We start from the raw sequence: 26,238 nt of genomic DNA, 5'->3' as shown, positions 1-26,238 counted from the left end.
ACCGATTCGGTTGCTAAATAAAAACCCGCCGCGGCGGGTTTTTTTATGTTTTAAATTCGTGATGATTGTCATTTTAATAATAAGTTTTTTATTGAAAGCGTGGTTTTGTTTAACCCGATAATTTCATTAAAGATAGTAAACGCGCTTATTTTATATTCCAATTTTGTTTGCTTTATAACTATTCGTTACTAGACTGCCAATAAGGCAGTTTATTTCTCGCCGTTCTGCCGTAGACCTTGAACATCACCATACCTTAATACTGCCGGCTTGCTGGCCGGTTGAGCGAGGGCTTGATGCGACAGCGAATCATCATTGTCGGCGGCGGAACCGGCGGCACCATATTGGCCAATTTATTGGCCGCAAAATTGCACCGGGAAATTATTAATAATAAAGTTGAGTTATTAATGATATCGGATTCACCGCTGCATTATTACAAACCGGCGTTTATGTATGTGGCATTCAATACTTTTTTCAAGCAGGAGCTCACGCGTTCACAGCGGAGTTTATTGCGGCCTGAAATACAGTTTATTATTGATAAAGCGGAATCTTTCGATTTAAAACAGCGAAGTATAGCGACGCAAAGCGGTAAGCTTTACTCCTATGACTTTCTGGTTTTCGCCACCGGCTGCGTACCTTGGCCAGAGCGCATCGAAGGGTTGGCGCAGGCGGGCGATCATTTCTACCAGTATCAGGCCGCGCGGCAGTTGGCGCATAAGCTGGCGACGATCGAGAAAGGCCGCATTTTCATCACCGTGTCCTTCCCTGAAACGCCCAACGTGCCCCATCAGTGCGGCATCGCGCCGATCGAAACCACCCTGATGCTGGACGACTACCTGCGGCGGCGCGGCGTGCGCAAGGCGGTGGAGATCGTTTATACCTACCCAACCATTTCTCAACTGCTGCGTAACTGCCTGTTTTTACAGCGCCCGACCGGCGAAGCGCTGCCCGCCATTTTTGCCGCACGTGACATTCTCCACCAGCGTGGGTTTACCCTCAGCCGGGTAGACGCCCAACGTAACATCGCCTATTCCGCTGAGGGGGAAGAGCAGCCGTTCGACATTCTGATGGCAACGCCGCCGATTCGCGCAGTCGAGGCGGTGCGCAATACCGGGTTGAGCGAGAGTCAAAACGGTGAAGGCTGGCTGCCGACCGATCATCAAACGCTGCAGGTCTACGGCCAACAGGGCGTGTATGTCATAGGCGATACCGTGGATTTGCCGGTCAGCAAGGCCGGCGGCTCTTGCCATAATCAGGCGCCGGTCATTGCCGACAACATCGTGGCGGAAATGCGGCTGGGCCAAACCGTGAGCCATTATGACGGCAAGGTGCAGGCGGTCGCGCAAATGGGGCTGAATGCCGGCATGCCGCTGGTGTACGACTACCGTCACGACGTGCTGCCGACGCCCGCCACCAAGGTGGGCGGCATGCTGCGCAATGGGTTTAACCGCGGCCTTTACTGGGCCACGGTAAGGGGGCTGATATGACGGAAAGCACGGTGCATGCGGCTGACCTGCAATCATTGGCGGCGTTGCTCGAGAAACTGCAGCCGCTGCTGGCGGGTGGCCGGTTGGATAACGTGGTCGATCTGTTGTCGCTGTTGTCGGACGTGGTGGATATTGCCGACAACGCGCTGGTGGAGAAATTAGCCGGCGTCTTTGAAGGTTTGGTGACCCTCGGCTGGGAAGGCGGAACGGCGCTGCAGATGGCGCACAGCGAGCTGCAGTTGAATCCACCACCGGCCAGTTTTCGCGCGCTGTACGCCTTGCTGAAGCAGCCGGATACCCTGCTGGGGTTAACGTTGCTGCTGCGTACTTTACAAATCATCGGCCGGCGCACGCGAGACAGCGCGTTGCCGTCAGCCCTGCCAGATGAATCGTCGAATTAAGCTTCACTCACTCAGGTAAGGAGTTGTGTTATGTCCGCTACAGCAGTTGGCCACGACTTTGCCACCCGGGCTATTCATTACGGCTACGATCCTCAGCGGTATCAGGGGGCACTGTCTCCGCCGGTGTTTATGAGCTCTACGTTTGCTTTTCCCACGGCGGAATACGGCGGCGCCTGCTTTGCCGGCACCGAGCCGGGGTACTTTTACTCGCGCATCGCCAACCCGACGTTAAACCTGCTCGAGCAACGCATCGCCAACCTGGAGGAGGGGGAGGCGGCGGTGGCGTTCGCTTCCGGCATGGGGGCGATCACCGCGTGTTGTTGGACGCTGCTCAGACCGGGTGATGAGCTGATTGTCGACGAAACCGTCTATGGTTGCACCTTCAGCTACTTTCATCATGGTCTGGCGCGCTTTGGCGTCAAGATAACCCACGTTGATTTGACCCGGCCGGAGCGGTTGGCGGCGGCCATTGGACCGCGTACCCGCCTGGTGTATTGCGAAACGCCGGCCAATCCCAATATGCGTTTGATCGATATCGCCGCCGTGGCGGAGATCGCCCATCGGCATCAGGCGCTGTTGCTGGTGGACAACACCTACTGTACGCCCTATCTGCAGCGGCCTTTGGCGCTAGGCGCCGATATCGTGGTGCACTCGGCGACCAAGTACCTCGGCGGGCACGGGGATCTCCTGGCCGGGATCGCGGTGACGCGTCAGGCGTTGGCCGAGGCGATCCGTCTGGAGGGGCTAAAGGACATGAATGGGGCGGTACTGTCAGCGCAGGATGCCGCGCTGGTGCTGCGCGGGATGAAAACTTTGCCGCTGCGCATGGATCGTCATTGCGATAATGCGCAGCGCCTGGCGGAGATGTTGGCGGAGCATCCGGCGGTCGAGCGGGTGTATTACCCCGGCCTGGCGAACTTCCCGCAGCATGCGTTGGCGCAGCGGCAAATGGCGCGCCCCGGCGGCATGCTGGCGTTTGAGCTGCGGGGTGGCCTGCGTGCGGGCATTCGCTTCCTCAACGCGCTGCAGCTCATCTTGCGCGCGGTCAGCCTGGGCGATTGCGAAAGCCTGGCGCAACACCCGGCCAGCATGACGCACTCGGCCTACACGCCGGAAGAGCGGAAACGGCACCACATCAGCGAGGGGCTGGTGCGGCTGTCCGCCGGGCTGGAGGCGTTTGACGATCTGCAGGCGGATATCCTGCAAGCGCTGGCGCAGGCGCAATAAAAAAACCCGCCGCAGCGGGTTTTAGCCGAAGCGAGCGTTACATCTGTTGCGTCGCTGTGGTCACCGGCGAACCGCCGCCTTTTTTGCGTACCCACAGCCAGTAAGCCGCGGTGAGGAACGCGATCCACACCAGCCCGACGTACAGGGCGATGCGGCTCTCTTCGAAGTAGCCGAGCAGGCCGATGACGAACGCCATAAAGGCGGTCGCCAATGCCGGCGCCACCGGCCACCACGGCACCGGGAAGCTCAACTGACGCGTTTCTTCCGGCGACAGCGTGCGGCGCATGACGATCTGCGACAGCAGGATCATCAGCCACACCCAGACGGTGGCGAAGGTGGCGATTGAGGCGATGATCATGAAGACCTTCTCCGGGATCAGGTAGTTGAGCACCACCGCCAGTAGCAGGGCGACCGACATCACCAGCACTGTCATCCACGGTACGCCGCTGGCGGTCAGCTTGGTGAAGCTGCGCGGCGCCTGGCCGTCCTGCGCCATGCCGTACATCATGCGGCCGGCGCCGAAGATGTCGCTGTTGATGGCCGAAATGGCCGCGGTGATCACCACCACGTTCAGCACGTTGGCGGCGGAGCTGATGCCGAGGTTGCTGAAGATCTCAACGAACGGGCTGCCGTTCTGGCCGATGCTGTTCCACGGATAGATCGCCATCAGCACCGTCAGCGTCAGCACGTAAAACAGCAGGATGCGCACCGGTACGGCGTTGATCGCCTTCGGCAGCACTTTGGCGGGGTCTTTCGCCTCGCTGGCGGTGATGCCGATGATCTCGATGCCGCCGAAGGCGAACATCACTACCGCTAATGACGCGACCACGCCGCCGATGCCGTTAGGCATAAAGCCGCCGTGCTGCCACAGGTTGCTGATGCCGGTGGCGTGCTGGGCTTGCCCGAAACCGAACAGCATTACCGCCGCACCGCCGACGATCATCGCCACGATGGCGGCGACCTTGACCAGCGACAGCCAGAACTCCAGCTCGCCGAAAACCTTGACGCTGCACAGGTTGAGCGCGCCGATAAACAGGATGATGCTGAGCACCCAGACCCACTGGGCGACGTCCGGGAACCACAGCCCCATATAGATGCCGAAGGCAGTGACGTCCGCCAGGGCGACGATCACCATTTCAAAGGTGTAGGTCCAGCCGGTGAGGAACCCGGCCAGCGGGCCGAGATAGTGGCTGGCGTAGTGGCCGAACGAACCGGAAACTGGCTGGTGCACCGCCATTTCGCCCAGCGCGCGCATCACCATGAATACCGCCGCGCCGCCCACCAGGTAGGCCAGCAGCACCGCCGGGCCGGCCAGCTGGATGGCGCCGGCGGAGCCGTAGAACAGGCCGGTGCCGATCGCCGAGCCGAGAGCCATGAAACGGATATGTCGCGCGTTTAGTCCGCGTCTGAGTTGTGTTGTTTCGTTACGCATGTTGCTTCCCGTTAAGTGTTTGCCGAACAGGCACGCGCTGCCCGCGCCGGGTGGAACGCACCCGGCGGGGCAGAACAAACTGCGTGATTCAGTATGTGATGATTATGCCTGGCTAGGCAGCAGCGCCGCAGGCAGCAGCGATGTCAGGTGACCGGCCGCCAAGAGTTGGCTGGCGGCTTCAATGTCGGGGGCGAAGAAACGATCCTTGTCGTAGAAACTGACATGCTCGCGCAGCAGACGGCGCGCCTGCTCCAGACCTTCCGAGGTCTTCAGGCCGTTGCGGAAATCCAGGCCCTGGCAGGCGGCCAGCCACTCGACCGCCAGAATACCGCGTACGTTGTCCGCCATGTTCCACAGGCGGCGGCCGGCGGCCGGCGCCATGGAAACGTGGTCCTCCTGGTTGGCGGAGGTCGGAATGCTGTCGACGCTTGATGGATGCGCCAGCGCTTTGTTTTCGCTGGCCAGCGCTGCGGCGGTGACCTGAGCGATCATGAAGCCGGAGTTCACGCCGCCGTTCTCCACCAGGAACGGTGGCAGCTGCGACATGTGTTTGTCCATCATCAGCGAGATGCGGCGCTCGGACAGCGAACCGATTTCGGCGAATGCCAGCGCCAGGTTATCGGCGGCCATAGCCACCGGTTCGGCGTGGAAGTTGCCGCCGGACAGCACGTCGCCCTGTTCGGCGAACACCAGCGGGTTATCGGAGACGGCGTTGGCTTCGATTTCCAGCACCTCGGCGGCCTGGCGGATCTGCGTCAGGCAGGCGCCCATCACCTGTGGCTGGCAGCGCAGGGAGTAAGGATCCTGCACTTTTTCACAGTTGCGGTGCGAGTCGGAGACTTCGCTGCGCGCGCCGAGCAGGTGGCGATAGGCGAGGGCGGCGTCGATCTGGCCGCGCTGGCCGCGCACCTCGTGGATACGCGCATCGAACGGGCTGCGAGAGCCCAGCGCCGCTTCCACCGTCAGGCTGCCCGCCACGGTGGCGGCCGCGAACAGATCTTCGGCATCGAACAGGCCGCGCAGCGCGAAGGCGGCGGAGACCTGGGTGCCGTTCAGCAATGCCAGGCCCTCTTTCGCCGCCAGCGTCAGCGGTTTCAGGCCGGCTTTGGCCAGCGCTTCGGTCGCCGGCAGCCATTGGCCCTGATGGCGTGCCTTACCTTCGCCCAGCAGCACCAGGCTCATGTGCGCCAGCGGCGCCAGGTCGCCGGAGGCGCCGACGGAGCCTTTCAGCGGAATATGCGGATAGACTTCGGCGTTGACCAGCGCGATCAGCGCCTGGATAACTTCCAGGCGAATGCCGGAGAAGCCGCGCGACAGGCTGTTGATCTTCAGCACCATGATCAGGCGCACCAGATTGTCGTCGGTCGGCTCGCCCACGCCGGCGGCGTGTGACAGCACGATCGAACGCTGCAGGTTTTCCAAATCGTCGCGGGCGATGCGCGTCGAAGCCAGCAGGCCAAATCCGGTGTTGATGCCGTAAGTGGTGCGGTTTTCTTCAACGATGCGTTCCACGCAGGCCACGCTCTGTTGGATAGGGCCGTAGGCGTTGTCGTCCAGCGTCAGCGTCACCGGGTGTTGATAGACGTCGCGTAGCTGGGCCAGCGTCAGTTTGCCCGGGCGAATAGTCAGCGCTTTCATGCTTTTTCTCCTTGGGTCGCGGCAACCATCGGCAGGTTCAGGCCTTGCTCGCGGGCGCAGTCGATAGCGATATCGTAGCCGGCGTCGGCGTGACGCATGACCCCGGTAGCCGGGTCATTGTGCAGCACGCGGGCGATGCGCTCGGCGGCTTCGTCGGTGCCGTCGCAGACGATCACCATGCCGGAGTGTTGGGAGAAGCCCATGCCGACGCCGCCGCCGTGGTGCAGGGAAACCCAGGTGGCGCCGCTGGCGGTGTTCAGCAGGGCGTTCAGCAGCGGCCAGTCGGAGACCGCATCTGAGCCGTCTTTCATCGCTTCGGTTTCACGGTTCGGGCTGGAAACAGAGCCGGAATCCAGATGGTCGCGGCCGATGACGATCGGGGCGGACAGTTCGCCGCGGCGCACCATCTCGTTGAACGCCAGGCCCAGCTTGGCGCGCTGGCCGAGGCCAACCCAGCAGATGCGCGCCGGCAGGCCCTGGAAGCTGATGCGCTCGCGCGCCATGTCCAGCCAGCGGTGCAGGTGTTCGTCATCCGGGATCAGCTCTTTCACCATGGCGTCGGTTTTGTAGATGTCCTGCGGATCGCCGGACAGCGCCGCCCAGCGGAACGGCCCGATGCCGCGGCAGAACAGCGGACGGATGTAGGCCGGCACGAAGCCTGGGAAGTCGAAGGCGTTGTCGACGCCGGTTTCTTTCGCCATCTGGCGAATGTTGTTGCCGTAGTCGAAGGTCGGCACGCCCATCTGCTGGAACGCCAGCATGGCTTTGACGTGATCGGCCATCGACTGCTTGGCGGCGGCGACCACCTTGGCCGGCTCGGTCTGTGCGCGCTGGCGATACTCTTCCCAGCTCCAACCCTTCGGCAGGTAGCCGTTCAGCGGGTCGTGGGCGCTGGTCTGGTCGGTGACCATGTCCGGGCGCACGCCGCGGCGCACCAGCTCAGGCAGGATTTCCGCCGCGTTGCCGCACAGGGCGATGGAGATGGCTTTGCCTTCGGCGGTGTATTTTTTGATGCGGGCCAGCGCGTCGTCCAAATCTTTGGCCTGCTCATCGACGTAGCGGGTTTTCAGACGGAAATCGATGCGGCTCTGCTGACATTCGATGTTCAGCGAGCAGGCGCCCGCCAGCGTGGCGGCCAGCGGCTGCGCGCCGCCCATGCCGCCCAGACCGGCGGTCAGCACCCAGCGCCCCTGCAGGCTGCCGTCGTAGTGCTGGCGGCCCGCTTCGACGAAGGTTTCATAGGTGCCCTGAACGATGCCCTGGCTGCCGATGTAGATCCAACTGCCGGCGGTCATCTGGCCGTACATCGCCAGGCCTTTGGCGTCCAGCTCGTTGAAGTGTTCCCAGGTTGCCCAGTGCGGCACCAGGTTGGAGTTGGCGATCAGCACGCGCGGCGCGTTGCTGTGGGTTTTGAATACGCCGACCGGTTTGCCGGACTGCACCAGAAGGGTTTCGTCTTCTTCCAGCGTTTTCAGGGTTTCGACGATCTTGTCGTAGCAATCCCAGTCGCGCGCGGCGCGGCCGATGCCGCCGTACACCACCAGCTCGTGTGGGTTCTCCGCAACTTCAGGATCGAGGTTGTTCATCAGCATGCGTAACGGCGCTTCGGTCAGCCAGCTTTTTGCGTTTAATTGTGTGCCGCGTGGCGCGCGTACATCGACATTGCGAACTTTGTTATTTGTAGTCACAGCATTTTCCTCAAACAGTATCGGTGCAGATTCCATGCCGCGGTGGGGATGAGTACCACGGCATAACAATGCGTAGGGCTTATTAACATATACTTGTATGTACAAGCATATGCAACACTGACCAGTTGCCGCTGAAAAGTGGCATAAGAAAAAGTTATTTTCTTTTTATATCAGGTTGATATGCGATTTTTTATCGCCGGTTTCATGTGCGAAAAGCCGGAGAAAAGTGAGCTGTTCGGCAAAAATGAATTAAAGTTGACTCATTTTTGGGCGGCTAGTCACAATATTTTTACAGACTGATTACAGTTGGCGGCGGAGGATAAACAAGCCCTATCACCGCGGCAAGAAAGCCCGCCGTGGACGGGCTTGCCAGGCTCAGGCGGCCGGTTGCAGCATCGGCTTGCGGCTCATCTTGCACACCGTGGCGATGGCGGCGATCAGCGCCGGTACGCACAGGAACATCAGGATGCTCTGCACTTCCCACTGCATCGCCAGCAGTTGGGCGCCCATCATGGTGCCGGCGACGCCGCCGAAGCGGCCGATGCCCTGCATCCAGGCGATGCCGGTGGCGCGGCTGTGGGTCGGGTAGAAGGTGGCCGCCAGCGTTTGCAGCCCGGACTGCGCGCCGTTCATGGTGACGCCCATCAGGAAGATGAAGGCGCCCAGCAGCACGATCTGTTTGTCTTCGGTGGCCATCGCCACGATCAGCAGGGCGGTGACGACAAAGCCGCTCGAGACCACTTTGTGCGCATTCCAGCGGTCCATCAGCCAGCCGGCCACCAGGATGCCCAGCGTGCCGCCGAAGGTGAACAGCGAGGTGAGCATCGCCGATTGCTCCAGCTGATAGCCCAAGCCCTGCATCAGGATCGGCATCCAGCTCAGCAACACGTAGTAGATCACCAGCCCCATGAAGTAGGTCACCCACAGCATCAGCGTGCCGAGCAGGTAAGGGCGACTGAACAGCAGCCCGACGCTGGTCTTGACCTGCGTCAGCTTCTCTTCATACAGGTAGAAACGCGTCACGCCGTCGAGGCTCTGGCTGACGAAGCGTTGCGCGATGCGTTTGATCTTCGCCGCATCCTGCCCGCGGTTGACCATATATTTGACCGATTCCGGCAGCAGCAGGATCAGCAACACCGTCAACGCCAGCGGCGCAATGGCGCCGAGCAACAGCACGCTGTGCCAGCCGTAGCTCGGGATCAGCCACGATGAAATGGCGCCGCCGCCGGCCGCGCCCAGCGGAAAGCCGCAATACATGGTATTGATCGCCAGCGAACGGCAGCGCTGCGGCGCGTATTCGGAGATCAGCGTGATAGCGTTGGGCATCGCCGCTCCCAGCCCGAGGCCGGTGAGGAAACGCCACAGCGTCAGGCTATTGAGCGAGCCGGCGTAGGCGGTGGCCAGGCTTGACAGGCCGAAGAACAGGCAGGAAAACACCAGCACGCGCTTGCGGCCGATGCGGTCGGAGATTGGCCCGGCGATCAGCGCGCCGAGCGACAGCCCCAGCAGCGCGGCGCTCAGCACCGGCCCCAGATCCTGTTTGACGATGCCCCAGTCTTTGGCGACCGAGGGGGCGATATAGCCCATGGCGGCGGTATCGAAACCGTCGATGGCGAGGATCAGGAATCCGAGAATGATCAGTGTCCAGTGAAACAGCGAAAACTTGCTGTCGTCGATGGCCTGTTGAATGTTTAACTCGCTGGTGGAATGAGTCATGGCACCCTCTAAACGCAGATGTAGTCGTGATGAATAGTACGTGGCCGAAACTGATGCTCGGCTTGTGTTTGCTTGTATATACATCTGCGCGTCGGCGCTTTATGTCAAATATAATTATCTTATTTGTTAACTTCGTGTTGTTTTCTGTGGAGCAGGTTGCACCGTGGATGAAAGGCCTAAGACCGGTTAACAAATTAAATGAACGCCATTGGCGGTGAGATATGCTGGCGGCGGCGCGGAGGAAAAAATTTAATACAATTTTGGCCGTTTGGTCGCCGAGCCGGAATCTGCGATAATCGTTTTTTACTTTTCCAGATTGAGAAACCGATGCAGTACCCGATCAACGAGATGTTCCAAACCTTGCAAGGCGAAGGCTTTTTCACCGGCGTGCCGGCCATTTTCATCCGCCTGCAGGGCTGCCCGGTAGGGTGCAGCTGGTGCGACACCAAACATACCTGGGAAAAGGAAGCCCATCGGGAAGTAGACCTGCAACGGATCCTGGTCAAAACAGAAGAGAGCGACGCCTGGGGCAGTGCCAGCGCCGAGCAGCTGCTGGCGGTGATGCGTCAGCAAGGCTACACCGCGCGTCATGTGGTGATCACCGGCGGCGAACCCTGCATCTACGATCTGGCGCCGCTGACCGAGCTGTTCGAACAGCACGGCTACCGTTGCCAGATTGAGACCAGCGGCACCCACGAAATTCGCTGTTCCGCCAACACCTGGGTGACGGTTTCGCCCAAGGTGAATATGCGCGGCGGCATGAAGGTGTTGGATCAGGCGCTGCGGCGCGCCGACGAGGTGAAGCATCCGGTGGCGCGCGAGCGCGACATCGAGGCACTGGATGCGCTGCTGGCGACGTTGCAGGATGACAAGGCGCGCATTATCGCACTGCAGCCGATCAGCCAGAAAGAAGAGGCGACCCGTCTGTGTATTGAAACCTGTATCGCGCGCAATTGGCGGCTGTCGATGCAGACCCACAAGTATCTGAACATCGCCTAAAATCAGGGCGCCATTGCGGCGCCCTTTCTTTTAACCTTTATATACGCATCCCGCCGTACAGGTCTCTTTCACCATCACCGCCGTCAATTCCGGCAGCTGGGGCTTGAGCTGCTGCCAAATCCAGGCGGCGAGCACTTCGCTGGTGGGATTTTCCAATCCTGGAATATCGTTCAGATAATGGTGATCCAGCCGTTCCCAGATCGGGGAAAACACAGCCTTGAGCTCGGCGAAATCCATCACCCAACCGGTGTGGGGATCCACTTCACCGGTCACTTCCAGACGCACCATAAACGAATGCCCATGCAGACGGCCGCATTTATGGCCCTCCGGCACGTGCGGCAAGCGGTGTGCGGCTTCAAACTGAAAATCTTTAAACAGCGTGGTTGCCATTATTACGGCCTCATTGACTCAAAAACCGCCGCATAGTACCGGAAAGCGCGTCTGCTTGCCATTTATACCGTTATGGTCTACCGCCACGGTCAACGCGCCCGTTTAACACTTTTTTTGTTTGGTGTTTGCGGCACCTATCGGCTGGGGCTATGAGCCGAAATGTTGAACGGTGAAAAAACGATGAAAAAAAGCGCTTTAATTTCATCTGGATAAAAAACTTTGTTTAACGGTTTAAGCGTTATCCCTTACCAGAAAAACAGCTTAGTCATTTTGGTTATGATTTATTGCTATCCCTTATTTAATCGTTGCTATTCTGCTCGGTAACCTTACAAACTCTCCTGATCTTTTCCGCACGCCCGACGCAGCGAAGAGACAGCGACTGACACTGGCGCGCGCCTGGCAGGAAAGGCGCTAAGTATAGGAAATAAGTACAGCAATGACGACTCAGGCTCCTCCAACATCTTTGCTCCCGCTGACGCCCGAACAGCTGGCACGCTTGCAGGCGACGATCGGCGACTATTCGCCGACGCAGCTGGCGTGGCTGTCCGGTTATTTTTGGGGCATGGTCAATCAACAGCCCGGAGCCGTGGCCATTGCGCCTGTTGCCCCTGCGGCTGCCGCCGGCATCACCATCATTTCCGCTTCGCAGACCGGCAATGCGCGCCGCCTGGCGGAGCAGCTGCGCGACGATCTGCTGGCCGCCAATCTGAGCGCCACGCTGATCAGCGCCGGCGACTACAAGTTCAAGCAGATAGCTCAAGAGCGCCTGTTGGTGATCGTCGCCTCCACGCAAGGAGAAGGCGAGCCGGCGGAAGAAGCGGTGGCGCTGCATAAATTCCTGTTCTCGAAAAAGGCGCCGAAGCTGAATGATACCGCTTTTGCGGTGTTCGGGCTGGGCGACACCTCTTATGAGAATTTCTGCCAGTCTGGCAAGGATTTCGACGGCAAGCTGGCCGAGCTGGGCGCCGAGCGCCTGGTGGAGCGCGTGGACGCCGACGTGGAGTACCAGGAACTGGCCGCCGCCTGGCGCAAACAGGTGGTGTCGGTGCTGAAGGCGCGCGCGCCGGCGGCAAGCGCCGCGCCGGGCGTGTTGGCCAGCGGCGCGGTCGATCTGATCGACAGCAGCCCGTACAGCAAGGAACAGCCGCTCACCGCCCAACTGGCGGTCAAGCAGAAAATTACCGGCCGCGCGTCGGATAAAGACGTGCGCCATATCGAGATCGATCTGGGCGACTCCGGCCTGCGCTATCAGCCGGGCGATGCGCTCGGCGTATGGTTCGACAACGATCCGGCGCTGGTGGACGAACTGGTGCAGCTGTTGTGGCTGAAAGGCGACGAGCCGGTCGAGGTGGAAGGGCAGACCCTGCCGCTGGCGCAGGCGCTGCGCAGCCATTTCGAGCTGACGCAGAACACCACGCCGATCGTCGATAAATACGCCGCGCTGTCGCGCGACGAAACGCTGATCGGCCTGCTGGCGGATAAAGCCGCGCTGCAGCATTACGCGCACAACACGCCGATCGTCGACATGGTGCGCCAGGCGCCGGCGGACTTGAGCGCCGAACAGCTGGTCGGCCTGCTGCGCCCGCTGACGCCGCGCCTGTACTCCATCGCCTCCTCACAGGCGGAGAACGAAAGCGAAGTCCACATCACCGTGGGCGTGGTGCGTTACGACATCGACGGGCGCGCCCGCAGCGGCGGCGCCTCCGGCTTCCTGGCGGATCGCCTGGAGGAAGACGGCGACGTGCGGGTGTTTATCGAACACAACGATAACTTCCGCCTGCCGGCCAACCCGGAAACGCCGGTGATCATGATCGGCCCGGGCACCGGCATCGCGCCGTTCCGCGCCTTTATGCAGCAGCGCGACGCCGACGGTGCCGGCGGCAAAAACTGGCTGTTCTTCGGCAACCCGCACTTTACCGAAGATTTCCTGTATCAGGTCGAATGGCAGCGCTATGTGAAAGACGGCCTGCTGACCCGCATCGATCTGGCCTGGTCCCGTGACCAGCAACATAAAATATATGTACAAGACAAACTGCGCGAACAGGGCGCGGAAGTGTGGCGCTGGATTCAGGAAGGCGCGCACATTTACGTCTGCGGCGATGCCAATCGCATGGCAAAAGACGTGGAAAACACATTACTGGAACTGGTGGCCGAGCACGGTGGCATGGATACCGAGCAGGCGGATGAATTTTTAAGTGAGCTGCGCCTTGAGCGCCGTTATCAGCGAGATGTTTACTGATGAGTGATAAACACCCCGGGCCTTTGGTAGTCGAAGGCAAACTGGCCGATGCGGAGCGCATGAAGAAGGAAAGCAACTTCTTGCGTGGCACCATCGCCGAAGATTTGAACGACGGCCTGACCGGCGGCTTCAACGGCGACAACTTCCTGCTGATCCGTTTTCACGGCATGTACCAGCAGGATGACCGCGACATTCGCGCCGAACGCGCCGAGCAGAAGCTGGAGCCGCGCCACGCCATGATGCTGCGCTGTCGCCTGCCGGGTGGCATCATCAGCCCGCAGCAGTGGCTGGGCATCGACAAGTTCGCCCAGGAGAGCACGCTGTACGGCAGCATTCGCATCACCAACCGCCAAACGTTCCAGTTTCACGGCATTCTGAAAGGCAACGTCAAACCGGTGCACCAGCTGCTGAACCGCCTGGGGCTGGACGCGCTGGCGACCGCCAACGACGTGAACCGCAACGTGCTGTGCACCTCCAATCCGGTGGAGTCCGAGCTGCATCAGGAAGCCTACGAGTGGGCGAAGAAGATCTCCGAACACCTGCTGCCGCGCACCCGCGCCTACGCAGAGGTGTGGCTGGATCAGGAGAAGGTGGCCACCACCGACGAAGAGCCGATTCTGGGGCCGACCTACCTGCCGCGCAAATTTAAAACCACGGTGGTGATCCCGCCGCAGAACGACGTCGATCTGCACGCTAACGACATGAACTTCGTGGCGATCGCCGAAAACGGCAAGCTGGTGGGCTTCAACCTGCTGGTGGGCGGCGGGCTGTCCATTGAGCACGGCAACAAGAAAACCTACGCGCGCCAGGCCAGCGAGTTCGGCTACATTCCGCTCGAGCATACGCTGGCGGTGGCGGAAGCGGTGGTGACCACGCAGCGCGACTGGGGCAACCGTACCGACCGCAAGAACGCCAAAACCAAATACACGCTGGAGCGCGTTGGGGTGGACGTTTTCCGCGCCGAAGTGGAAAAGCGCGCCGGCATCACCTTCGCGCCGATCCGGCCGTATGAATTCACCGGCCGCGGCGATCGCATCGGTTGGGTGAAGGGCATAGACGATCAGTGGCACCTGACGCTGTTTATCGAGAACGGCCGCCTGCTGGACTATCCGGGGCGCCCGCTGAAGACCGGCATGGCGGAGATCGCCAAGATCCATAAAGGCGACTTCCGTCTGACGGCGAACCAAAACGTGATCATCGCCGGCGTGCCGGAAAGCGAGAAGGCGAAGATCGAAGCCTTGGCGCGCGATCATGGCCTGATCGACGACCAGATCAGCGAGCAACGGAAGAACTCGATGGCCTGCGTATCGTTCCCGACCTGCCCGCTGGCGATGGCGGAGGCCGAGCGCTTCCTGCCGCAGTTTGTCACCAAGGTGGAAGGGATTATGCATCGGCATGGGGTGGGCGACGAGCATATCGTGCTGCGCATCACCGGCTGCCCGAACGGCTGTGGCCGCGCGCTGCTGGCGGAGCTGGGGCTGGTGGGCAAGGCGGTCGGCCGCTATAACCTGCATTTGGGCGGCAACCGCGAAGGCACGCGCATTCCGCGCATGTACCGCGAGAACATCAACGAAGATGAGATCCTGAGCGAGATCGATCTGCTGGTGGGACGCTGGGCGAAGGAGCGCAACGCCGGCGAAGGTTTCGGTGACTTCACCGTGCGCGCGGGCGTCGTCAAACCGGTGCTGGATCCGGCGCGAGATTTCTGGGAGTGAGGCCGGGCGGCCCCTGGGCAGAGGGGCCGCACAGATAATTTCAAGTATCAGGAGAGACAACATGGCTGAATTCGATCTGGCGGCGCTGAACGCGTTGCCCAAATCCGGGCAGGCGCTGGCATTGGCGGTGGTCAACGGCCAACTGGAGACCCTCAGCGCCGAACAGCGCGTCGCATGGGCGCTGGAGCATCTGCCCGGCGAGTTCGTACTCTCGTCCAGTTTCGGCATTCAGGCGGCGGTATGCCTGCACCTGGTGACGCGCATCCGGCCGGATATCCCGGTGATCCTGACCGACACCGGTTATCTGTTCCCGGAAACCTATCGCTTTATCGATCAACTGACCGACCAGCTGAAGCTGAATCTGCAGGTGTTCCGCGCGGAGCAGTCTCCCGCCTGGCAAGAGGCGCGCTATGGCAAGCTGTGGGAGCAGGGCGTGGAAGGGATTGAAAAATACAACCAGATCAACAAGGTCGAGCCGATGAACCGCGCGCTGGAGACGCTGGGCGCGCAGAGCTGGTTCGCCGGCCTGCGGCGCGAGCAGTCCGGCAGCCGCGCCAATCTGCCGGTACTGGCGGTGCAGCGTGGGGTGTTCAAGATCCTGCCGATCATCGACTGGGACAACCGCAAGATTTACCAGTATCTGACCGAACACGGGCTGAGTTATCACCCGCTGTGGGAGCAGGGCTACCTGTCGGTAGGCGATACACACACCACCCAGAAGTGGGAGCCGGGCATGAGCGAGGAAGAGACGCGTTTCTTCGGCCTGAAGCGCGAGTGTGGCCTACACGAAGGCTAAACGGCGTGATTGACATGACAGGGCTCAGCAATGCTGGGCCCTGTTTTTTTGCGGGCTACTTTTTCTTCTGTGCTTTCGGCGGGTGCGCCTGCGCCAGCTCTTTGATCAGCGGCAGCAGGATCTGCACGCTGTCGCGGCTGCGTTTGTCGATCCGCCCCGGCAGGTAGCGATCCAGATATTGCAGATTGTCATACTGCGGACGATGCCAGGTGATGCCCTGCGGGAAGTGCGGGCTGACGGCGCGCTGCTGGTAGCCATCTTTGTCGCCCAGCGACCAGTTGGTGGCCTCCACTGACAATACCGGGATGCCTGCGGCGTCGAACACCTCTTGATCGGAACAGCAGCCGGTGCCTTGCGGATGCTGCGCGTTGCCTGGGTTGGTGGCGGCGGCGATGCCGTAGCGGTGGGCGATATCCAGCGCGCGATCGCGGGAACGCTTCGCCATTTGCGGCGGCGTGTTGCGCCCGGCGTTGAAATACAGACGATCGCCGGTGATCAGGCTGTCGAGGTTGATCACCAGCACGGTGTTGCTTTTCTCTTCCGCGCTCATGCGTTGCAGGTAGTTCTGCGCCCCCAGTGAACCGATCTCTTCGGCGCTGGTGGCGACGAAGCGCAGGCCGTAGGCGGTGGGGATGTTCTTCAGGCGTTCCGCCAGTTCCAGCATCACACCGATGCCGGAGGCGTTGTCGTCGACGCCCTGCAGCGTCAAGCCGCCGAGGTTGTTATCCAGATCCTCGTCGCTCTGCGGCGTATAGGTGTCGAAGTGGGCGACGACCACGATCTGTTTTGGGCTGTCGCCGTTGCGGGCGGCGATCACCGAGCTGGCGGTGACGTTGTTCCAGTTCTTCTTGCCGTCTTTGCTGGTGTAGAGATAGCGCGTATTGACGCTGCGAATGTCGCTTTGGTAACCCATCTTGCTGAATTGCTGCTTCAGATAGTCGGCGGTGAGCAATTCAGCCGGGCTGCCCGCCATGCGGCCGGGGAAGTAAGTGGCGATGTGGCGGGTCTGTTCGGCGGCGAAACGGCCCATTGGCGCGTCTTTTACGGGCTGTGCGGCACAAACGCTGAAGACGCCGCCGAGTGCGAGGGCCAGCAGGCTGGTCTTCAGGTAAAAACGGGAAAACATACCGAAAAATCCTTCTTTGCTATCGGCGCTGCCGATCATTTTTCTTCGGCACCCAGTATGAGACGCCGGGCGGCATTACACAATTTCCCTGTCTCTTAATTTTCGCGCGAACGCGCAAACCGCCGCCGTGAGTATTACCGTTTGCCTCCTGCGTTGCGGCCTATATTCCATAAAGGAACTAATCATTCCTTTTCGTCATTTCAGAGGCTAAATCTCAGCCCGTATAGTCACACTATCTTTCTGTTATATGAAAAGGCTGTTGTGGACTATCTACCAATATTCGCCGACCTGAAACAACGCCCGGTGCTGGTCGTTGGCGGTGGTGACGTGGCGGCGCGCAAAGTCTCCTTGCTTCAGCGCGCCGGGGCTGAAATACGGATAGTTGCGCAGTCGCTCTCACCGGAACTGGAACAACAACGTCAGCAAGGGCGGGTGCTCTGGCTGGGGAAAACCTTTGATCCGCAGCAGTTGGACGACGTGTTTCTGGCGATCGCCGCCACGGACGACAACGCGCTGAACGCCGCGGTGTTCGCCGAGGCGGATAAACGCCGGGTGTTAGCCAACGTGGTGGACGATCAGCCGCGCTGCTCGTTCATCTTCCCGTCGATCATCGATCGCTCGCCGCTGGTGGTGGCGGTGTCGTCCAGCGGCCAGGCGCCGGTGCTGGCGCGACTGCTGCGCGAAAAGCTGGAGGCGTTATTGCCCGCCAGTTTGGGGCAGATGGCGCAGGTCGCGGGCCGCTGGCGCGGCCAGGTCAAACAGCGGTTGGCTTCGATCGGCGAACGTCGCCGTTTCTGGGAGAAAACCTTCGGCGGCCGTTTCGCCACGCTGGTGGCCAACGGCCAGACGGCGCAGGCGGAACGCCAGCTGGAGCAGGATTTACACCGCTTCGCCGCAGGCGATGAAGGCGCACAGGGCGAGATCGCCCTGGTGGGCGCCGGGCCGGGCGACGTGGGGCTGTTGACCCTGCGCGGGCTGCAGCTGATGCAGCAGGCGGACGTGGTGCTGTATGACCATTTGGTCAGCGGTGAGATCCTCGATCTGGTGCGCCGCGACGCCGAACGCATCTGCGTGGGCAAGCGCGCCGGCGCGCACTCGGTGATCCAGGAAGAGACCAACCGGCTGCTGGTGGAGCTGGCGCAGCAGGGCAAACGCGTGGTGCGCCTCAAGGGCGGCGATCCGTTCATCTTCGGCCGCGGCGGCGAAGAGCTGCAGGTGGCCGCCGCCGCCGGCATTCCGTTCCAGGTGGTGCCGGGCGTCACGGCCGCCGCGGGGGCGACCGCCTACGCCGGCATTCCGCTGACGCATCGCGATCACGCGCAGAGCGTGACCTTTATCACCGGCCACTGCCGCCCGGACGGCGATGGCCTAGACTGGGCCGATCTGGCCCGGACGCGGCAAACGCTGGCTATCTACATGGGCACCATGAAGGCGGCGGACATCAGCCAACGCCTGATCGCCCACGGCCGCGACGCTGCGACGCCGGTGGCGGTGATCAGCCGCGGCACGCGCGCCGATCAGCAGGTGCAGATCGGCACGCTGGATCAATTGGAACACCTGGCCCAACGGGCGCCGTTGCCGGCGCTGTTGGTGATCGGCGAGGTGGTGGAACTGCACCATCAAATCGCCTGGTTCGGGCATCAATCGCAGACGGAAGGGGCCGTGCGCCCGGCCGTCGTGAATTTGGCATAGGCAAGGCTTTTAAGGATCTGTTATGGACGAAAAACGACTCACTCATTTGCGGCAATTGGAGGCGGAGAGTATCCATATCATCCGTGAAGTCGCCGCTGAATTCGCCAACCCGGTAATGCTGTATTCCATCGGCAAGGACTCTTCCGTGATGCTGCATTTGGCGCGTAAGGCGTTCTTCCCCGGCACGCTGCCGTTCCCGCTGCTGCACGTCGATACCGGCTGGAAATTCCGCGAAATGTACGAATTCCGCGATCGCACCGCGAAGGAGTACGGCTTCGAGCTGCTGGTGCATAAAAACCCGGAAGGGGTGGCGATGGGCATCAACCCGTTCGTGCACGGCAGCGCCAAGCATACCGACATCATGAAGACCGAGGGCCTGAAACAGGCGTTGAACAAGTACGGTTTTGACGCCGCCTTCGGCGGTGCGCGGCGCGATGAGGAGAAATCGCGCGCCAAAGAGCGCATCTACTCGTTCCGCGATCGCTTCCACCGCTGGGATCCGAAAAATCAGCGGCCGGAGCTGTGGCACAACTACAACGGCCAGATCAACAAAGGGGAGAGCATCCGCGTCTTCCCGCTGTCGAACTGGACCGAGCTGGATATCTGGCAGTACATCTTCCTGGAAAAGATCGACATCGTGCCACTGTACCTGGCGAAACCGCGCCCGGTGGTGGAGCGCGACGGCATGCTGATGATGGTGGACGACGATCGCATCGATCTGCAGCCGGGTGAAGTGATCAGCCAGCGCATGGTGCGTTTCCGCACCCTGGGGTGCTGGCCGCTGACCGGCGCGGTGGACTCGCAGGCGCAAACCCTGCCGGAGATCATCGAAGAGATGCTGGTCTCCACCACCAGCGAACGCCAGGGGCGGATGATCGATCGCGATCAGTCCGGCTCGATGGAGCTGAAAAAGCGTCAAGGGTATTTCTAAGGAGCCGCCGGATGAACAACGCAATTGCACAACAAATCGCTGACCAGGGCGGCGTCGAATCCTATCTGCACGCGCAGCAGCACAAGAGCCTGCTGCGCTTTCTGACCTGCGGCAGCGTCGACGACGGCAAAAGCACCCTGATTGGCCGCCTGCTGCACGATACCCGCCAGATCTACGAGGATCAGCTGTCGACGCTGCACAGCGACAGCAAACGCATCGGCACCCAGGGCGAAAAGCTCGATCTGGCGCTGCTGGTGGACGGCCTGCAGGCCGAGCGCGAGCAGGGCATCACCATCGACGTGGCCTATCGCTATTTCTCGACCGAAAAACGTAAATTTATCATCGCCGATACCCCGGGGCACGAGCAGTACACCCGCAACATGGCCACCGGCGCCTCGACCTGCGATCTGGCGATCCTGTTGATCGACGCGCGCAAAGGGGTGTTGGATCAGACTCGCCGCCACAGCTTTATCGCGACCCTGCTGGGCATTCGCCATCTGGTGGTCGCGGTAAACAAAATGGATCTGGTGGACTATCAGGAAGCGGTGTTCGAGCAGTTCAAACAGGATTACCTGACCTTCGCCCAGCAGCTGCCTGGCGATCTGGACATCAAGTTCGTGCCGCTGTCGGCGCTGGACGGCGACAACGTGGCGAGCGAAAGCGCCCATATGCCGTGGTACAGCGGCCCGACGCTGCTGGAAGTGCTGGAGAGCGTCGACGTGATCAGCGAGCGAGAAAACCAGCCGCTGCGCTTCCCGGTGCAGTACGTCAACCGCCCGAACCTCGATTTCCGCGGCTATGCTGGCACGCTGTCCGCCGGCGTAGTGCGGGTGGGGCAACGCATCAAAGTGCTGCCTTCCGGCGTGGAGTCCAGCGTGGCGCGTATCGTGACTTTCGACGGCGATCTGCAAGAAGCGGTGCCGGGCGAGGCGATTACGCTGGTGCTGAAAGATGAAGTGGACATCAGCCGCGGCGATTTGCTGGTCGACGCCGGCGAAAGTCTGCAGGCGGCGCAGAGCGCGCGGGTGGACGTGGTATGGATGGCCGAGCAGCCGCTGGTGCCGGGCCAGAGCTACGACATCAAGATCGCCGGCAAAAAGACCCGCGCCCGCGTGGAGAGCATTCGCCATCAGGTGGAGATCAACACGCTGGCGCAACACCCAGCCGACACATTGCCGCTCAACGGCATCGGGTTGGTGGAGCTGACCTTCGACGAACCGCTGGTGCTGGACAGCTATCAGAGCAATCACGACACCGGCGGGCTGATCTTCATCGATCGCATGAGCAACGTGACGGTTGGCGCCGGTCTGGTGCGTGAAACGCTGCAGGATGCCCCGGCGGCGCGCGGCGAATTCAGCGCCTTCGAGCTGGAGCTGAATGCGCTGGTGCGCAAGCACTTCCCGCATTGGGGCGCACGCGATCTGCTCGGTGGCCGATAAGGTGGCCGCTGAACTGAGGGCGACCGGGCCGGACGATGAGAACGTGGTTTGGCATCCGCATGCGGTGACGCGTGCGGATCGCGAAGCGCGCAACGGCCACCGCGGCGCGGTGCTGTGGTTTACCGGGCTGTCCGGCTCGGGAAAATCCACCGTCGCCGGCGCGCTGGAGCAGGCGCTGCATGGGCTTGGCGTCAGCACCTATCTGCTGGACGGCGATAACGTGCGTCACGGTCTGTGCCGCGATCTCGGTTTTTCCGACGAGGATCGGCGCGAGAACATCCGCCGGGTGGGGGAAGTGGCCAAGCTGATGGTGGATGCCGGGCTGGTGGTGCTGACCGCATTCATTTCGCCGCACCGCGCCGAGCGGCAAATGGTGCGCGAGATGCTCGGCGACGATCGCTTTATCGAGGTGTTCGTCGACACGCCGTTGGCGATCTGCGAGGCGCGCGATCCGAAAGGGTTGTATAAAAAAGCGCGCGCCGGCGAGCTGCGCAATTTCACCGGTATCGACGCGGTTTATGAGGCGCCGCAGCAGCCGGAAATCCACCTCGACGGCCAACAATTGGTAACAAATTTGATTGCGCAATTGTTAGACGTGTTGCGTGGTCAGGCTATTATCAAACCCTGAATTCAAAAAAAGCGTGTGGCGTTTTTCGCCATGCGCTTTTTACTCTAAGCCGCCGCAGAGCGAGCCGAATAACCAGGGATCACTATGCAAAATGTCACGCCTATCTTGATCGACTCCAAGCAGTCAAAACAGGAGAGAGAGGAGCCTTCTTATTCTTTCCTGGGCGGCGTCAGCGGCTTTGTTTTCTACTGGCTGGCGTTCGCGTTGCCGTTTCTGGTTTACGGTTCCAACACGCTGTTTTTCCTGCTCTATACCTGGCCGTTCTTCCTGGCGCTGATGCCGCTGTCGGTGCTGATCGGCATCACCCTCAGCATGCTGTTGCGCGGCCGTCTGATCCTGACGCTTCTGCTGACCGGCGCGATCGTGCTGTGCCTGTTCTGGCTGGTGTTCAGCTTCCTGACCGGGTGGTGAGAGAGCGGGCGACGATGCCGGCGCCCGAAGGATTGCAAAGCCGTGTCGAAGGTTACAAAACTTTGCTCAGAAACGCCTGAGTGCGCGGATTGGCCGGCTGGCTGAAGATCTGCTGCGGCGCACCCTCCTCCTGAATGATCCCCTGATCGATAAACAGCACCCGGTCGGCCACCTCGCGGGCAAAGCCCATCTCATGCGTCACCACCACCATGGTCATGCCCTCGTGGGCCAGTGATTTCATCACCGCCAACACTTCGCCCACCAGCTCAGGATCGAGCGCGGAGGTCGGTTCATCGAACAGCATGATCTTCGGCTCCATCGCCAGCGCGCGGGCGATCGCTACCCGCTGCTGCTGGCCGCCGGACAGGCTGTTGGGATAGGCGTCGATCTTGTCGAGCAGGCCGACCTTGAGCAGCAGCTGTTCTGCTTGCGCGATGGCTTCGGCGCGCGGCTGTTTCTTCACGCTCACCGGCGCCATGATGATATTTTCCAACACCGTCATGTGCGGGAACAGATTGAAACGCTGGAACACCATGCCCACACTTTCCCGCATCTTATTCAGGTCGGTTTTCTGATCGTGGACGGCGAAACCGTTGACCTCGATCTCGCCGCCGGAGAGCGTCTCCAGCGCATTGATGCAGCGCAGGAAGGTGCTCTTCCCCGAGCCTGAAGGGCCGATGACGCACACCACTTCGTTGGCGGCGATCCGGCAGGAAATGCCGCGCAGCACGTGGCTTTCGCCGAACTGTTTTTGCAGATTATGTACGCGAATCACTTTTACCGAACCTCTTTTCCATGTGCTGCACCAGCAGCGAGAGCAGGAAGGTGATGACCCAATAGACCAGCGAAATGGTCAGGTAGGGCTCCCAGTAGGTGGCGTAGGCGCCGGAGACGGTACGGGCGGCATAGGCCAGATCCGCCAGGCCGATGGCGGAGGCCAGCGACGAATCCTTGACGATGGCGATGGCGTTGTTGCCCAGCGGCGGCAGCATGCGCCGGAAGGCTTGCGGCAGGATCACCTGGCGCATGGTCTTGCCGTAGCTCATGCCCAACGAGCGCGATGCCTCCATCTGGCCGCGGTCGATCGACTGGATCCCGGCGCGGAAGATCTCCGACACATAGGCGCCGGCGTTGAGTGTGATCGCCACCACGCAGGAGAGAAAGGCGCCGTAGTCGGCGCGCAGCGCACGGGCGAAATCGACGCTCATCAGGCCGCTGGTGACCAGCAGACCGTCACGCGGGTTGATGAACAGCGGCACCAGCGCGAAGTGCACCACCATGATCTGCACGAACAGCGGCGTGCCGCGAAAGGCGCTGATGTAGATGCGCACCGGCCACTGAACGCCGTAATGCAGGATGGGTTTCCAGATGCCGTGCGGCGCCTGCGCCAAACGGCCCAGCCCGAGGAGCAAGCCCCAGGTGGTGCCCAGCAGCACGCAGATAATGGTGCATTTGATGGTCATCCAGGCGCCTTCCATAAACAGCGGCGCGTATTCCTGGATGATCTCCCAGCGGAAGTTCAAGGGGTATTCCTTCTTGGTAGGCTGAAACGGTGGTGCGCCGACGCCCTTGCGGGCGCCGGCGACAGGGGATTATTCCGCCGGCAGCGTCGGTACGTTGCTGTCGAACCAGGTTTGGTAGATCTTGGCGTAGGTGCCGTCGGCGACGATTTTCTTCAGGCCGGCGTTGATCTTGTTGCGCAGCTCATCGTTGCCTTTGGCGACGGCGATGCCGAAATACTGGCGCTCGAACTTGGCGTCGGGCACCAGCTTGAAGGCTTTCTCAGGGTGGGTCTTGATATAGAACTTGGCCACGCCGACGTCGCCGACCGCCGCGCCGATGCCGTCTTCATACAGCTCCTGCAGCATCAGCGGGGTATTGTCGAAGCGCTTGATGGCGGTGCTGTTCTTGCCCAGCACGTCGGACACCACGATGTCGCCGGTGCTGGAGTTCACTACGCCGACCTTCAGCGCTTTCAGCGCGGCGATGGAGTCCACCTTCGAGTCTTGCGGCACCACGATGGCCTGCTCAGCCGGGAAGTAAGGCGCAGAGAAATCAACCATCTGCTTGCGTTTATCGGTGATGGTGATGCCGGAAATGATGATATCGCGATCGCCGGAGTTCAGCGTGGCGAAGATCCCTTCCCACGGCGTATTGATCAGTTTGATTTGGAAGCCTTCGGCCTTGGCCACTGCCTTGATGATGTCGATGTCGAAGCCTTCCAGCTGCTTTTGGCTGTTTTCAAATTCGAATGGCCGATAGGTGCCGCCGGAGCCGACGACGTAGGTGGGTTCAGCCGCCAACGCGGCGATGGAGAAGGTGGCGGCCAGGCAGGCGCCGATCAGAACTAAACGTTTTAACATCGCGATCCCCGATAATGAATGGTTATATATTGGAATTATTTATGCACTATGAGTGCATAAAAATAAGCTTCAATGAATGAAAGTGCAACCGCTGCATGACGATTCTTCTCTCTATGGTGTTAAATATTCACTTTTTGCTTTGCTGTGGCGTAAGCGATGTGTCAGGAAGCGGTGATGCAGTGATTCTTGCTGCATAATGGAGGTAGGGCAGTGTGTGTCTCATTGGAAAACGCGGCGCGTGCGCCGAGCCAAAGGGGCGTTTTTTGCCGCTTTCGCAGCGGAATTAGGCGATAAACACGGGAACCCTTCATCCGTATTCTGAATTTGGCGTTGAAATGCCGCTCTCAGTGTGGAGTCCAACGAGAAGTTGTGGGATGATTGGTCGGTTTTTCAGGGGGCGGAGATGGGAAAACTTACGCTGCTATTGCTGGCATTGCTCGGTTGGTTACAGTATTCACTGTGGCTGGGCAAAAATGGTATTCACGATTACGTGCGGGTCAATGAAGACGTTGCGGTCCAGCAGGGCAACAACGCCAAGTTGAAAGCGCGTAACGATCAGCTGTTTGCCGAAATCGATGATTTGAACGGCGGACAGGAAGCGATCGAAGAGCGTGCGCGTAATGAGCTGGGCATGATCAAGCCCGGTGAGACTTTCTATCGTCTGGTTCCTGACCAATCCAGGCGCAACGCGGCGTCTTCTTCGCAAAACAACGCACAAAAATAACGCATGAATCACTCCGCAGGTACCTTTCCCTCGGTGATTGCCGTCCTGCCCGCTGCCGGTATCGGCAGCCGCATGCAGGCGGAATGCCCGAAGCAATATTTAACCATCGGCCGGCACAGCATCGTCGAACACGCCATCCACGCCCTGTTGCGCCACCCGCGCATTGAACGGGTGATCGTGGCGATCGGCCCCGAAGATCGTCAGTTCGAACGGCTACCCATCGCTCAGGATCCGCGGGTGACCGTCACCGAGGGCGGCAAACAGCGCGCCGATTCGGTGATGGCCGGGTTGAAACTGGCGGGTGATGCGGACTGGGTGTTGGTGCACGACGCCGCGCGCCCCTGCCTGCACGCCGACGATCTCGAGCGCCTGCTGGCGATCACCGCACACAGCAAGGTGGGCGGCATTCTCGCCGCGCCGGTGCGCGACACCATGAAGCGCGCCGAACCTGGCCGCGACACCATCGCCCACACCGTTGAGCGGCAGGATCTGTGGCATGCGCTGACGCCGCAGCTGTTTCCGCTGCCGCTGCTCAAGCAGTGCCTGCAGCGCGCGCTGGATGAAGGCGCAAACGTCACCGACGAAGCCTCGGCGCTGGAGCATTGCGGCTATCATCCGCAGCTGATCGCCGGCCGGGCGGACAACATTAAAGTAACGCGGCCGGAGGATTTGGCGCTGGCGGCGTTCTATTTGACCCAGTTAGACAATTAAGGAGCGCATCATGCGTATCGGTCACGGTTTTGATGTACATAAATTCGGCGGCGAAGGCCCGTTGGTGATCGGTGGTGTTCGCATCCCTTACGACAAAGGCTTGCTGGCCCACTCCGACGGTGACGTCGCGCTGCATGCCGCCACCGACGCCCTGTTGGGGGCGGCGGCGCTGGGCGATATCGGCAAACTGTTCCCCGATACCGATCCGGCCTTCAAAGGCGCCGACAGCCGCGAGCTGCTGCGCGAAGCCTGGAAACGCATCCGCGCCAAAGGTTACCGCCTCGGTAACCTCGATATCACCATCATCGCTCAGGCGCCGAAAATGGCGCCGCACATCCCGCAGATGCGCGTCTTCCTGGCGGAAGATCTGCAGTGCCATATGGATGACGTCAACGTGAAGGCCACCACCACCGAACAGCTCGGTTTCACCGGGCGCGGCGAGGGCATCGCGTGCGAAGCGGTCGCCTTGCTGATCAAGGAATAACCGC

At 60.8% G+C, this 26,238-nt stretch carries 24 protein-coding genes; 15 read left to right on the top strand and 9 right to left on the bottom strand.

What is annotated here, in order from left to right:
- Positions 1-293 precede the first annotated feature (293 nt).
- The 3 genes from MMS95_RS18250 to MMS95_RS18240 are packed head-to-tail and all read left to right on the top strand — an operon-like array spanning position 294 to position 3,112.
- Positions 294-1,484 carry an FAD/NAD(P)-binding oxidoreductase gene (locus MMS95_RS18250; protein ID WP_075684532.1) on the top strand — a complete coding sequence of 397 codons (1,191 nt, stop codon included), beginning with the start codon at positions 294-296 and terminating at the stop codon, positions 1,482-1,484.
- Entirely contained in the window at positions 1,481-1,885 is a 405-nt protein-coding gene (locus MMS95_RS18245; RefSeq protein ID WP_015376673.1) for a hypothetical protein, read from the top strand. The genes MMS95_RS18250 and MMS95_RS18245 overlap by 4 nt, the downstream gene beginning before the upstream one ends.
- Before the next feature lie 30 nt (positions 1,886-1,915).
- The gene (locus MMS95_RS18240) at positions 1,916-3,112 is read left to right on the top strand and encodes a methionine gamma-lyase (RefSeq protein ID WP_031300382.1); all 1,197 of its coding nucleotides are present in this window, start codon (positions 1,916-1,918) and stop codon (positions 3,110-3,112) included.
- A 37-nt stretch (positions 3,113-3,149) separates the two neighbouring features.
- Here the strand turns inward: MMS95_RS18240 and MMS95_RS18235 are convergent, their stop codons facing one another.
- The 4 genes from MMS95_RS18235 to MMS95_RS18220 all read right to left on the bottom strand — a co-directional run bounded on the left by MMS95_RS18235 (position 3,150) and on the right by MMS95_RS18220 (position 9,586).
- Positions 3,150-4,544, bottom strand: coding sequence for an amino acid permease (locus tag MMS95_RS18235; RefSeq protein ID WP_015376675.1), 1,395 nt, complete (start codon positions 4,542-4,544; stop codon positions 3,150-3,152).
- Positions 4,545-4,646: 102 nt separating this feature from the next.
- Positions 4,647-6,182, bottom strand: a complete 1,536-nt coding sequence (hutH, locus tag MMS95_RS18230; RefSeq protein WP_015376676.1) for a histidine ammonia-lyase — start codon at positions 6,180-6,182, stop codon at positions 4,647-4,649.
- Entirely contained in the window at positions 6,179-7,870 is a 1,692-nt protein-coding gene (gene hutU / locus MMS95_RS18225) for a urocanate hydratase (protein WP_015376677.1), read from the bottom strand. The genes hutH and hutU overlap by 4 nt, the downstream gene beginning before the upstream one ends.
- A 375-nt stretch (positions 7,871-8,245) precedes the next feature.
- Positions 8,246-9,586: an aromatic acid/H+ symport family MFS transporter gene (locus tag MMS95_RS18220; RefSeq protein ID WP_242142037.1), complete on the bottom strand. Its 1,341-nt coding sequence runs from the start codon at positions 9,584-9,586 to the stop codon at positions 8,246-8,248.
- Between the two features lie 327 nt (positions 9,587-9,913).
- Here MMS95_RS18220 and queE point away from each other — a divergent pair, with 327 nt between their 5' ends.
- Positions 9,914-10,585 carry a 7-carboxy-7-deazaguanine synthase QueE gene (queE, locus tag MMS95_RS18215; protein ID WP_242142034.1) on the top strand — a complete coding sequence of 224 codons (672 nt, stop codon included), beginning with the start codon at positions 9,914-9,916 and terminating at the stop codon, positions 10,583-10,585.
- A 30-nt stretch (positions 10,586-10,615) separates the two neighbouring features.
- Here the strand turns inward: queE and queD are convergent, their stop codons facing one another.
- The gene (gene queD, locus MMS95_RS18210; RefSeq protein ID WP_004932638.1) at positions 10,616-10,975 is read right to left on the bottom strand and encodes a 6-carboxytetrahydropterin synthase QueD; all 360 of its coding nucleotides are present in this window, start codon (positions 10,973-10,975) and stop codon (positions 10,616-10,618) included.
- Positions 10,976-11,411: 436 nt separating this feature from the next.
- Here queD and cysJ point away from each other — a divergent pair, with 436 nt between their 5' ends.
- The 3 genes from cysJ (at position 11,412) to MMS95_RS18195 (ending at position 15,725) form a co-directional block, all read left to right on the top strand.
- Positions 11,412-13,214, top strand: coding sequence for an NADPH-dependent assimilatory sulfite reductase flavoprotein subunit (cysJ, locus tag MMS95_RS18205; RefSeq protein WP_048326201.1), 1,803 nt, complete (start codon positions 11,412-11,414; stop codon positions 13,212-13,214).
- Positions 13,214-14,929: an assimilatory sulfite reductase (NADPH) hemoprotein subunit gene (gene cysI, locus MMS95_RS18200; RefSeq protein WP_021505320.1), complete on the top strand. Its 1,716-nt coding sequence runs from the start codon at positions 13,214-13,216 to the stop codon at positions 14,927-14,929. Before cysJ ends, cysI begins: the two co-directional genes overlap by 1 nt.
- A 61-nt stretch (positions 14,930-14,990) precedes the next feature.
- A complete protein-coding gene (locus MMS95_RS18195; RefSeq protein ID WP_016929052.1) occupies positions 14,991-15,725 on the top strand; it encodes a phosphoadenylyl-sulfate reductase in 735 nt (244 codons plus the stop codon).
- A 55-nt stretch (positions 15,726-15,780) separates the two neighbouring features.
- On the opposite strand, the gene MMS95_RS18190 is transcribed toward MMS95_RS18195, so the two are convergent.
- Positions 15,781-16,851 carry an aminopeptidase gene (locus MMS95_RS18190; RefSeq protein ID WP_033633554.1) on the bottom strand — a complete coding sequence of 357 codons (1,071 nt, stop codon included), beginning with the start codon at positions 16,849-16,851 and terminating at the stop codon, positions 15,781-15,783.
- 261 nt (positions 16,852-17,112) lie between these two features.
- Here MMS95_RS18190 and cysG point away from each other — a divergent pair, with 261 nt between their 5' ends.
- The 5 genes from cysG to MMS95_RS18165 all read left to right on the top strand — a co-directional run bounded on the left by cysG (position 17,113) and on the right by MMS95_RS18165 (position 21,952).
- Complete coding sequence (cysG, locus tag MMS95_RS18185; RefSeq protein WP_176326189.1) at positions 17,113-18,543, top strand: siroheme synthase CysG; 1,431 nt, start codon at positions 17,113-17,115, stop codon at positions 18,541-18,543.
- A 22-nt stretch (positions 18,544-18,565) separates the two neighbouring features.
- Positions 18,566-19,474, top strand: a complete 909-nt coding sequence (gene cysD / locus MMS95_RS18180; RefSeq protein ID WP_004932620.1) for a sulfate adenylyltransferase subunit CysD — start codon at positions 18,566-18,568, stop codon at positions 19,472-19,474.
- A gap of 11 nt (positions 19,475-19,485) precedes the next feature.
- Positions 19,486-20,913 carry a sulfate adenylyltransferase subunit CysN gene (gene cysN, locus MMS95_RS18175; protein ID WP_049242652.1) on the top strand — a complete coding sequence of 476 codons (1,428 nt, stop codon included), beginning with the start codon at positions 19,486-19,488 and terminating at the stop codon, positions 20,911-20,913.
- Entirely contained in the window at positions 20,852-21,541 is a 690-nt protein-coding gene (gene cysC, locus MMS95_RS18170; RefSeq protein WP_015376685.1) for an adenylyl-sulfate kinase, read from the top strand. Before cysN ends, cysC begins: the two co-directional genes overlap by 62 nt.
- A gap of 84 nt (positions 21,542-21,625) precedes the next feature.
- Positions 21,626-21,952 (top strand): DUF3561 family protein, encoded by a 327-nt coding sequence (locus MMS95_RS18165; RefSeq protein ID WP_004932611.1) that lies wholly within the window; start codon positions 21,626-21,628, stop codon positions 21,950-21,952.
- Between the two features lie 52 nt (positions 21,953-22,004).
- On the opposite strand, the gene MMS95_RS18160 is transcribed toward MMS95_RS18165, so the two are convergent.
- The 3 genes from MMS95_RS18160 to MMS95_RS18150 form a co-directional block, all read right to left on the bottom strand.
- Positions 22,005-22,727, bottom strand: a complete 723-nt coding sequence (locus MMS95_RS18160) for an amino acid ABC transporter ATP-binding protein (RefSeq protein ID WP_004932608.1) — start codon at positions 22,725-22,727, stop codon at positions 22,005-22,007.
- Positions 22,711-23,430: an amino acid ABC transporter permease gene (locus MMS95_RS18155; RefSeq protein WP_049188078.1), complete on the bottom strand. Its 720-nt coding sequence runs from the start codon at positions 23,428-23,430 to the stop codon at positions 22,711-22,713. Before MMS95_RS18155 ends, MMS95_RS18160 begins: the two co-directional genes overlap by 17 nt.
- 114 nt (positions 23,431-23,544) lie before the next feature.
- The gene (locus MMS95_RS18150; RefSeq protein ID WP_044029659.1) at positions 23,545-24,315 is read right to left on the bottom strand and encodes a basic amino acid ABC transporter substrate-binding protein; all 771 of its coding nucleotides are present in this window, start codon (positions 24,313-24,315) and stop codon (positions 23,545-23,547) included.
- Positions 24,316-24,718: 403 nt separating this feature from the next.
- Here MMS95_RS18150 and ftsB point away from each other — a divergent pair, with 403 nt between their 5' ends.
- Genes ftsB through ispF form a run of 3 tightly spaced genes read left to right on the top strand, consistent with a single transcriptional unit; the run spans position 24,719 to position 26,234 of the window.
- The gene (gene ftsB, locus MMS95_RS18145; protein ID WP_016929043.1) at positions 24,719-25,039 is read left to right on the top strand and encodes a cell division protein FtsB; all 321 of its coding nucleotides are present in this window, start codon (positions 24,719-24,721) and stop codon (positions 25,037-25,039) included.
- Between the two features lie 3 nt (positions 25,040-25,042).
- Positions 25,043-25,750 (top strand): 2-C-methyl-D-erythritol 4-phosphate cytidylyltransferase, encoded by a 708-nt coding sequence (ispD, locus tag MMS95_RS18140; RefSeq protein WP_015376689.1) that lies wholly within the window; start codon positions 25,043-25,045, stop codon positions 25,748-25,750.
- Between the two features lie 10 nt (positions 25,751-25,760).
- Positions 25,761-26,234 carry a 2-C-methyl-D-erythritol 2,4-cyclodiphosphate synthase gene (gene ispF / locus MMS95_RS18135; RefSeq protein ID WP_004932594.1) on the top strand — a complete coding sequence of 158 codons (474 nt, stop codon included), beginning with the start codon at positions 25,761-25,763 and terminating at the stop codon, positions 26,232-26,234.
- Positions 26,235-26,238: the final 4 nt, after the last annotated feature.

The organism is Serratia sp. PGPR-27 (genome assembly GCF_022678525.1).
GTDB lineage: Bacteria > Pseudomonadota > Gammaproteobacteria > Enterobacterales > Enterobacteriaceae > Serratia > Serratia nematodiphila.
The sequence above is the reverse complement of the archived record's forward strand: the minus strand, read 5'-3'. Positions and strand labels throughout refer to the sequence as shown.